This is a genomic window from Bacillus sp. BML-BC051 (assembly GCF_019656175.1).
Lineage (GTDB): Bacteria > Bacillota > Bacilli > Bacillales > Bacillaceae_G > Bacillus_A > Bacillus_A mobilis.
Map to the genome: position 1 here is coordinate 1 of NZ_BPLI01000086.1, position 9,552 is coordinate 9,552.

At 36.6% G+C, this 9,552-nt stretch carries 8 protein-coding genes and 1 pseudogene; 5 read left to right on the forward strand and 4 right to left on the reverse strand.

The window, feature by feature from the left end; translation table 11 throughout:
* The coding region (locus K5S59_RS27305; protein ID WP_141524198.1) for an LPXTG cell wall anchor domain-containing protein at window positions 1–190 on the forward strand (190 nt) is incomplete at its 5' end.
* 56 nt (window positions 191–246) lie between these two features.
* Here K5S59_RS27305 and K5S59_RS27310 read toward each other — a convergent pair.
* A complete protein-coding gene (locus tag K5S59_RS27310; protein WP_120449539.1) occupies window positions 247–1,986 on the reverse strand; it encodes an N-acetylmuramoyl-L-alanine amidase in 1,740 nt (579 codons plus the stop codon).
* A 260-nt stretch (window positions 1,987–2,246) separates the two neighbouring features.
* On the opposite strand from K5S59_RS27310, the gene K5S59_RS27315 reads away from it, so the two are divergent.
* Together K5S59_RS27315 and K5S59_RS27320 are read left to right on the forward strand one after the other, a co-directional pair.
* Window positions 2,247–3,737, forward strand: a complete 1,491-nt coding sequence (locus K5S59_RS27315; RefSeq protein WP_002047350.1) for a coproporphyrinogen III oxidase — start codon at window positions 2,247–2,249, stop codon at window positions 3,735–3,737.
* 205 nt (window positions 3,738–3,942) lie between these two features.
* Window positions 3,943–5,499, forward strand: coding sequence for a fatty acid--CoA ligase (locus K5S59_RS27320; protein ID WP_000281970.1), 1,557 nt, complete (start codon window positions 3,943–3,945; stop codon window positions 5,497–5,499).
* A 27-nt stretch (window positions 5,500–5,526) separates the two neighbouring features.
* Here the strand turns inward: K5S59_RS27320 and K5S59_RS27325 are convergent, their stop codons facing one another.
* The gene (locus K5S59_RS27325) at window positions 5,527–5,991 is read right to left on the reverse strand and encodes a hypothetical protein (protein ID WP_000955004.1); all 465 of its coding nucleotides are present in this window, start codon (window positions 5,989–5,991) and stop codon (window positions 5,527–5,529) included.
* 187 nt (window positions 5,992–6,178) lie between these two features.
* On the opposite strand from K5S59_RS27325, the gene K5S59_RS27330 reads away from it, so the two are divergent.
* Together K5S59_RS27330 and K5S59_RS27335 are read left to right on the forward strand one after the other, a co-directional pair.
* Window positions 6,179–7,657, forward strand: a complete 1,479-nt coding sequence (locus K5S59_RS27330) for a SulP family inorganic anion transporter (protein WP_120449541.1) — start codon at window positions 6,179–6,181, stop codon at window positions 7,655–7,657.
* A 233-nt stretch (window positions 7,658–7,890) separates the two neighbouring features.
* A complete protein-coding gene (locus K5S59_RS27335; protein WP_000278022.1) occupies window positions 7,891–8,262 on the forward strand; it encodes a hypothetical protein in 372 nt (123 codons plus the stop codon).
* A 110-nt stretch (window positions 8,263–8,372) separates the two neighbouring features.
* Here the strand turns inward: K5S59_RS27335 and K5S59_RS27340 are convergent, their stop codons facing one another.
* Window positions 8,373–9,254, reverse strand: a complete 882-nt coding sequence (locus K5S59_RS27340; protein ID WP_120449543.1) for an accessory Sec system S-layer assembly protein — start codon at window positions 9,252–9,254, stop codon at window positions 8,373–8,375.
* 14 nt (window positions 9,255–9,268) lie between these two features.
* Window positions 9,269–9,552 (reverse strand): annotated as a pseudogene (secA2, locus tag K5S59_RS27345) (accessory Sec system translocase SecA2); the annotation flags it as partial.

The window sequence follows — 9,552 nt, forward strand, 5'->3', positions numbered from 1 at the left end:
AACAGAGAAGCCAGGTGAAGGAATGGAAAATGTAGATAAAGAAAAACCTACCTTACCAGAAAAAGGACAAGGTGAGTCTCATGCACAACGCCTTCCAGCTACAGGACATGATATGAATTATCTTCCATTCGTTGGTTTTGCTCTTGTTTTATTAGGGATACGTCTTAGATTTATGATTAAAAATAGCTAATAGTTTTATAAAAGGCATAAGAGAAATGTTATCTCTTATGCCTTTTAGTTTTTTGTTTAAGCTTCAATAACTTTAAGCATTCGATTTAAAAATGCGGCTGCTTCAGCACGTGTTGCTGTGCCTTTTGGTACGAATTCATTCCGTTCGTTCCCTTTTACGATTCCGTATGCGTAAACATTTTGTAATGCCTTCTTATCGTATGCTAAATCTTGGTCAATGAATGGTAATTTCATTTCTTTTCTATAAATTGAGTTATATGCTAATGCACGGTCAATCATAATAACAGCTTCATCACGCTTTATTGTAGCGGTTGGATCAAATTTATTATTTCCACGGCCACTAATGATACCTGCGTTAGCGGCACGATTAATGCCGTCTACTAAAGATGGATGTGCTTCATTTAAGTCTGTAAATTTAGCGTTTCCAGCAGGTAATTTTAAAGCTCTCGACATTAAATTTGCAAACTCAGCTCGTGTTACGAGGCGGTTTGGCCAATAAGAACCATTTCCGTCACCGAACATGATTTTCCTAGCTGCTAACTGGCGAATGTCTTGTTCATACCACCCGCCTGTAATGTCGTCTTTTTCATGAGGGACTTCTGGCGGCGGAATAACATCTTTACGATTTTCATTATAGTAAGCGTTCGTGCCTTTTAAGAAAGCATCCCATTGTCCGCGCTGAATCATAAATGCAGGGCAGTTTTTTCCGCTCCAAAATTGATGCTTTTGAACGTGATCTAGAGATATTTTTAATTCGTTCATTAAATAAGCAGCTAATTTGCGCGCATTTTCTACCGCTTTTGCATAATTTCCATCACTATTCACAGCAATTTCAATTCCGATAGATTCATAGTTTCCGGTCTTATTTCCAGCATGCCAACCAACTTCATTTAATGGAAGATGTTGATAAATTTCTTTATCATCGACAGTAAAATGCCAAGATGCTGAACGATCAGTTTTCCCACGTGCTTGGCTATCTAAGTACTTCGCATGATTCAACGCGTTAGCACCTTTACTTGTATTAGCAGTTTCATGAATTGTAATGTATTTCGGTTCCATTGCGTAGCCAGGACGAATATTTTCATTCCCTTTTGGAACGATCATTTCTTTAAACGTAACACCATAAACGTTATTTGTAGGCAAATTTGATGGTGTTTTGAAGAAAGTTGCGCTTCTTTTTTCGATAGAACCTGTTTTTTCAAATAATGATGCTTTCGTACCTTCAAATGTAGCTGAAGGTGCATAAATCCATTTTTCAGTTCCGTTCATTTGAATTTTAAACCAATTCCCAGCTTGTTCAGTAGGAGCTACTGTTTGTGGCTGTAATGTCGCTTCTTCTTTAAACGATTGGAAAGGGAATAAATATACTGATGTTTCGTCTTTCACAATTAGTTTTTGCCCTGAGAGTTTATGAATCTCTTGTACTTCTAAACTATTATTGTCCTCATTAATCCAACCAGAACGGGATGTAGTTTGTACGTAATATGCATTCCCTTTTTTCTTCGTTGCCTTTATTATTGGTTCAGTAATTTCAATATTTGTTTTGGTTTTTAAGTCGTTTGTATCGTATAGTGGAAGTTTTGTTGATAAGTGGAGAAGATATTCACCCGAGATTTCAAGGTCGTTTTCTTCGTCATGTCTATGCTGCTTTGCATGTTCTTCAATGCTTTTTAAAGCTTGTTCATCAATAGAAAATTCCGCAGTTTTCTCTATATTTTCTGCGAATGAATGGGTAGGTGCTATAAATGTTTGTAATGCCAAAGATAGTGCTAAAATGTTGTAAAACCTTTTTTTCATAGTTGTTTTTTAACACGTTATAGTATCTATGTCGTGTTAACAGTCCTCCTTTAGGTGTATTTTAAATTAGTAGCAAGTACTAATACCTTCTAGATTGTAACAAGAGCATATTCTAATGTCTATACAACTAGGAAAAGTTCGTGAAAAACCAATATTCAGTTTGTTTTAAATAGGATATAGAAATAAGGTAAAACCTTCTGTATTGACCTACAAACGCCCTTCAAGTAAACTAAAGAGAGTTTGCAAATGAAAAGGTGATAATGTTGTTAATTTCAATTAAAACGTTACAAGATGATCGTTTTTTACGTCCGCTGCAAAATATTGGCGGCTTATTTTTTGAAGATAGTACGATTGGATTTGAACAAGAGGAAGCAAATCTTATCGTTGATATACACATTGAAGAGAATGTGAAAGCATCTGCTCGTTTAACAGATGTTGCTACTGGAAATGTGTATGAAGAAACATTCGCAAAAGATTTATCTGCTTTCACAGATGAGAAAGAGCGTATGAAGCAAGTGAAGCACGTTGTTTCTTATGTATATCTTTCTGTTCTTCAGCAGTTAACTGGTCTTGAGCAAAGCTGGGGCATTTTAACAGGAGTTCGTCCGACAAAACTTCTTCATAAAATGCTTCAAAATGGTATGTCAAAAGAAGAAGCACATCAAGAACTTCGTGAAAGCTATTTAATTCATGAAGAGAAAATTGAACTTCTTCAGCGTATTGTGGATTGCCAATTAGCGGTAGTTCCAGATTTATACCGTTTGAAAGAGGAAGTAAGTATTTATATCGGTATTCCATTCTGCCCAACAAAATGTGCATATTGTACATTCCCGGCTTATGCAATTAACGGACGCCAAGGCTCTGTTGATTCATTCTTAGGTGGTTTACATTATGAAGTTCGTGAAATTGGTAAGTTTTTAAAAGAAAAAGGTGTAACAGTTACGACGATTTATTATGGCGGCGGTACACCAACAAGTATTACAGCAGAAGAGATGGATATGCTATATGAAGAAATGTATGAAGCGTTTCCAGATGTAAAAAATGTGCGTGAAGTAACAGTTGAGGCAGGTCGCCCCGATACAATTACGCCAGCGAAGCTAGAAGTGTTAAATAAATGGAACATTGACCGTATTAGTATTAATCCGCAGTCATACCATCAAGAAACATTAAAAGCAATTGGACGTCACCATACTGTAGAAGAAACAATTGAGAAGTATCACTTAGCTCGTGAAATGGGAATGAACAATATTAATATGGACTTAATTATTGGTCTTCCTGGTGAAGGGCTAGATATCTTCAAGCATACGTTAGATGAGACAGAAAAGTTAATGCCAGAATCGTTAACAGTTCATACGTTATCATTCAAACGTGCTTCTGAAATGACGCAAAACAAACGTAAATATAAAGTAGCAGGTCGCGAAGAAATTACAGCGATGATGCACGAAGCAGAAGAGTGGACGCAAAAGCATAATTACGTACCATATTACCTATATCGTCAAAAGAACATTTTAGGTAACTTAGAGAACGTTGGTTATGCAATGCCGACGCAAGAAAGTATTTACAACATTGTTATTATGGAAGAAGTTCAATCAATTATCGGACTTGGCTGTGGTGCATCAAGTAAGTTTGTTCATCCGAAGACAGGTGCAATTACGCACTTCGCAAATCCGAAAGATCCAAAATCATATAACGATGGTTTCGTAAAATATACAGAAGACAAACTGAAAATTTTAGAAGAGCTATTTGTATAAGAAGAAAGAGGTTGTTCCGATTTGGAATAGCCTCTTTTTTATATTGTTGTGAGTAAGTTACTTTAATTTCATTTACCAATAGATCACACTGTTTGTAAAACTATGTCGATAATAATCAGAAAAATTAGTCAAATCATTAGAGGACAATGTCTACTTATGGACGAAATGATAGATTTATGAAAGAGAAAAGGGGGAAATTGTTGGCATGTACATGACGATAGGGAGAATATTTGATTTAGCTGTTGGTAAGTATCCGAATAAAGAGGCGTTAGTAGAGCCGGAAAAAAACATTCGCTGGACATATAAACAGTGGGATGAGCAAATAAATAAAACGGCGCAAGCACTATTGAAAGAAGGGGTAAGAAAGGGAGATACTGTATCTGTTTACTTATATAATTGCCGTGAATTTGTAAACGTTTACTTAGCCTGTGCGAAAATTGGGGCAATCTTTAACCCGATTAACTTCCGTTTAAAAGCAAAAGAATTATCGTATATCCTTCAAGATGCAGCCTCGAAAGTAGTAGTCTTTGAAAAAGCGGTTGAATCAACAGTTGCTATCATTGAACGAGATTTTCCAAATTCGTCTTTTTGGTATGTAGAAGACGATACACCTTCCTATGCGAGTTCTTACCATGAAAAAGTAAATGAAGCATCAGCTGAAAAAGTAGACATTGAAGTCGATGAAATGGATTATTGTTCTATGTTATATACGAGTGGTACGACTGGTCATCCGAAAGGCGTACTACATCGCCATCGTGAAATGACTGAGCATAGTATGATTTGTACGTATTTCATAAAATATAATAGAGATAGTGTGGGGCTTGTAGTTGCGCCTTTATATCATTGCGGTGAGTTAAACGCTGGGATCATTCCGCGCATTCAAGTGGGTGGAAAGAATGTTATTTTACATCACTTTGATACGGATAGAGTATTACATACGATTCAAGAAGAGAAGATTACGACGTTTTTTGCAGCACCGACGATGTGGAATATGTTACTGCAAAAAGATTTAACACAGTACGATTTAACATCGATGAAGATTGGTATATATGGAGGAGCGGCGATGGCTCCAGCGCTAGTGAAGGAATGTAAAGAACGTCTTTATATTGATCTTGTACAAATTTACGGAATGACAGAAATGGGACCAGTTGTTGCGTTTCTCGTAGAAGAAGATCAAATTACGAAAGCAGGTTCAGCGGGAACACCATGCTTTAGTCATGAAATCCGCATCGTAAAACCAAGCGATGATGCACCAGCAGAACCAGATGATGTATTACCTCCTTATGAAGTAGGGGAGATTATTTTGCGCGGGCCAACTATGATGGCTGGTTATCATAACCGAGAAGAAGCAAATGTAAAATCGATGTATAAAGGATGGTATCACTCTGGTGATTTAGGTTACTTCGATAAAGATGGCTATTTATTCGTCGCAGATCGTGTGGATGATATGGTAATTAGCGGAGGCGTTAATATCTATCCACGTGAAATTGAAGATTTCCTTCATAGTCATCCTGGTGTATTAGATGTTGCGGTGCTTGGTGAGCCAGATGAATTATGGGGAGAACGTGTTGTGGCTGTTATTGTAAAGAAAGATGAAGCGATTACAGAAGAAGAATTGGAATTATATTGTAAAAATAGTGATGAATTAGCAGATTATAAACGTCCGCGTCATTATTTATTTGTGGATGAACTGCCTCGTAATGCGAGTGGAAAATTACAAAAGTTTGTGTTGAGAGAGTCTTTAAAAGGGGCAAAAAAATAGAAAGTGGGGGATACCCACTTTCTATTTTTATTTACGTGAAAAACCTTCTTCATCAAGGTATTCCGCAGCTTCTGGATAAGAGTTGAATGTACCGTCTAAGTTTACACCAGCGTACACGTTCCACATATCATCCTCTGAGATAAGAGTAAGGATATGACCGTCTTCGTTATGCCATTCTTCTTCTTTTGCAGGTTCTGCAGGAACAACGATTTCTTCTTGTGATAATAGTTCAATTGATTGCTCAATTACTGAACGTAACTCTTCTGCTGAAAACTCGCGGATGTTAATCATACCTTTATCATCCGTTTTATAACCTTTAATACCATTTGCATATACAAATCCGTTTCCGTTTGGATGTAAATGATATACAACGTTCTTTTTATCTAAACGACTTTCTTCAAAGTGAAAGTTCACGCGTTTTAATGATACGTTCTTTCTTTCTAATTCAGGGAAAGATTCAATAATCGATAATTTTTCTTCAAAAGTTAGCATAGTGCCTCCAAATATATAATAAAAGATTTAATTTGTTCATTATACCATAGTTATAATAGTTTCCAAAGGTAAGGCGAGGCTTATAATTGAATGCGTTTACGTCACGATACTGTAAAAAGTGGGCTAACGAATATATTCTTTTAGGTGTACAATGGAACGTGGACTTAATGTGAAGGTGGTTATTTATATGTTTCAAAAAATAGCAAAGGAATGTTTAGCTGGTTTTACTGTTGCGATTGTTGCGTTGCCACTTGCCATTGCATTTGGTATTGCTGCAACGGGAACGTCTGAGGGAGCACTAGTTGGATTGTATGGTGCGATTTTTGCAGGTTTATTCGCGGCGTTGTTTGGTGGTACACCGGGGCAAGTTACGGGGCCAACTGGACCGATTACGGTTATTGCAACAGGCGTTATTGCGACGCACGGATTAGAGGCGAGTTTTATAGCCTTTATGATGGCGGGACTGTTTCAAATTTTATTCGGTATATGTAAGCTTGGCTCTTACGTGAGGTACATTCCGTATCCTGTCGTTTCAGGATTTATGAACGGAATCGCATTAATTATTATTTTAGGTGAAATAAAGCATGTGCAAAATAGTTTTCTACTCGTAGTATTAACGATTATTGTAATGATTGTTTCTGGAAAATGGATTAAGGCTATTCCATCTAGTTTAGTTGCATTAGTCGGTGTGACTGCTTTGCTTCCTTTATTTTCTTCTGCGTTAGAAGGGCTTACAGTGAAGTTGCCGATTATCGGCAATCTGTCATTAAATAAGGTGATTGAGAAGATCGGGACGATTCCAGAAGCGATGCCGACGCTTCATATTCCATCTTTAAGTGGAACAGGCATCGCAGAACTTATTTTACCAGCGCTTAGTATTGCTTTATTAGGATCGATTGACTCGTTGTTAACATCGGTTGTAATGGATAATGTGACGGGTACACGTCATAAAAGTAATAAAGAACTGGTCGGACAAGGTATTGGTAACATGGTGAGCGGATTGTTTGGCGGATTAGCAGGGGCAGGTGCGACTGTAAGGTCTATCGTGAATATAAGAAGCGGTGGTAAAACGGCGCTTTCAGCAAGTATGCATAGTGTTATATTATTTATTTTCATTATGGGACTTGGATCAGTCGTACAATACATCCCACTAGCTGTATTATCAGGTATTTTAATTTTAACTGGTATTGGCATGTTTGATTGGGAAAGCATGAAGAAAATGCATGTAGCACCAAAAGGTGATGTCATTGTTATGCTTGTCACGATGGTTGTCACAGTGAAGTTTGATTTAATGATTGCTGTTGCGTTCGGTATTATTCTTTCGTTCATTATATATATGGTGAAATGTAAAGAACGTAAAGCTTCTATTGTAAAAGAAAAGGGAGCGACGTATAAAATTAAAGGCCCACTTTCTTTTTTAACAGTGGATCGTATTTTTTATGCGTTACAAGACGTAAAGTCTCCGGTTGTTTTACGTATGAAAGATGTGCGCTATATGGATGTATCAGGAGCTATGGCGTTGTTAAACTTTGTTGAGCAGTCGGATAAAGCGGGTGCGAGTGTGACGCTAGAACATGTACATCCGCATGTTGAAAAGACGATAGTGACGTTGGCGAATGATGAGCAAAAAGAGAAATTACAATTTTCGGAAACTGAAGCGACGTAATAATAAGGACTTTCACACAGAATGCTTTGTAGGGTGTGAAAGTTTTTATTATTTATCCTTTGTTTTTCATATATGAAATTTGTATATCTAGATGTTTAACGTTTGTTGACAATTGATTTTCTACACAGTATAGTAACATCTTAGATTAGCAATGTGCTATTATAATAAGGTATATGAATTTTGAGATTCCTTTATATTCAGAAGGAAGAGCTTTAAGCTGGAGGGAATATTTGATGTACAAACAGTTACCACATGGAGTGAAGATCGGGATTACGCGATCAATTGTTGTTTCTTTTGAGAAGTATATGAAAGAAATTGAATGGAATGAAGAAAAATTTGATATGCAGCAATTTGTTGAACAGTGGAAACAATATTTATACACAAAATCAACTTGGATCAATAAAGTAGATGATGAGTTGAAAGAACATCCAGATTTCCATCAAGCGTTAGCGGTGAAAGTGAATGAAAAAATTAACGAGCTTATTAATGAAGAGCCGAGCGAAGAGCAAGTAGAGCAATTAAAGAAAGATAAAGTGAAACACGTAGATGAAATGTGCAAGTTAGAAGCTGAATATCATATTGAACGTTTATTAGTAACGAAGTAAATTTTACATAAAGGAAAAGCCTGTCCAAGGAGGTGTGATGACCATCTTTTTGAACAGGCTTTTTGTATGAAAAAGAATAAGAGAGGCTGCTTTGGAAGCAGCCTCTCTTATTAGTCTTGTGGTACAAACGCTTTCCAAGAAGATAAATCCATATCTTCTTTTAATATAGATGAAGCAGGGAAGACAAATGACCACGGTTTTGTAGTGTTCGCTTTAATTTCAAGATTCGGCAATGTGAAAGCACCCTTCACAACAACTGCACCTGAAGCATCTTCAATATGAAGAGGAAGTTGCTCTAGTTGAATGTTGTCTTTGCAACCGTTACGAATAAGAAGCGTTGTATGTAAATCACCGTTTTCTTTTTTTGCAGCTTGCAGACCTAGGAAGTTAATTTCACCATCATTTGGAGGTGTTAAATTGTCTACGAAATTACGTAAAGCTTCTTTGCTTGCTTCAGGTAACTGAGCTTCCCAAGATGGATCTAAATCTAATGCATGCTTACTTTCAAGTTCAAATGCTAATTCCCAATCTGTTTGCGATAATTCAGCATCTGTAATTGTTTCTTGCTCAAATGTAAAGATGAATGGCATATTTACATTTGCAGGAATATCTCCTAATGCAGAAAGGTTAAATGTTTTGCGAGCACATAATTTCTCCTCTCTATTTAGAAGGATTAATGTAACCTCTTCGAAAGAAATTGGTTTCGGAACAGTGCTACGAATAAATACAGCTACGTCATAACCATTATCACGTTTTTCAATCTCAATTCCAGATAAAGAAATTTGATATTCTTGTAAAGGTGTTAGTTCTTTATGTAAAAATTGATAAATGTATTTTTGTTCTTGTGCTACTGCACCCCAGCTTGGGTGGAAGTAAAGCGTTGGTTTTACAGTTTTATTTTCAGTATTTGTTTCTTCTTGTCCGAATAATTGATTACTAGAGACAGTCGTATCTTTTCCGCTTTTCTTAGCTCTTTTTAGGAATGATAACATAATCTTTCACCTCGTTATTGTACGTTTTCAGGAACACCTAAATGTCTTGCAACATAGCGGCACATTTCTTTTTCGAAATTACCATATGTGTATAAAAAGATATCTAAACCTTCTTTTTGATAAAGACGAGTAGGGTCTTCTTGTTGATATTGTCTTAGCCCGATGCCTTCTTTTAAGTGGGTCATCGCATCTAAGTGATTTACCCAGTTCTGATCTAGGAAATGAAGGGCAACGTAGCGTAGCGACTGTTGTAAATCAGTATGGCTATTTAGTTCATTTACGCGCTCTTTATAAAGAG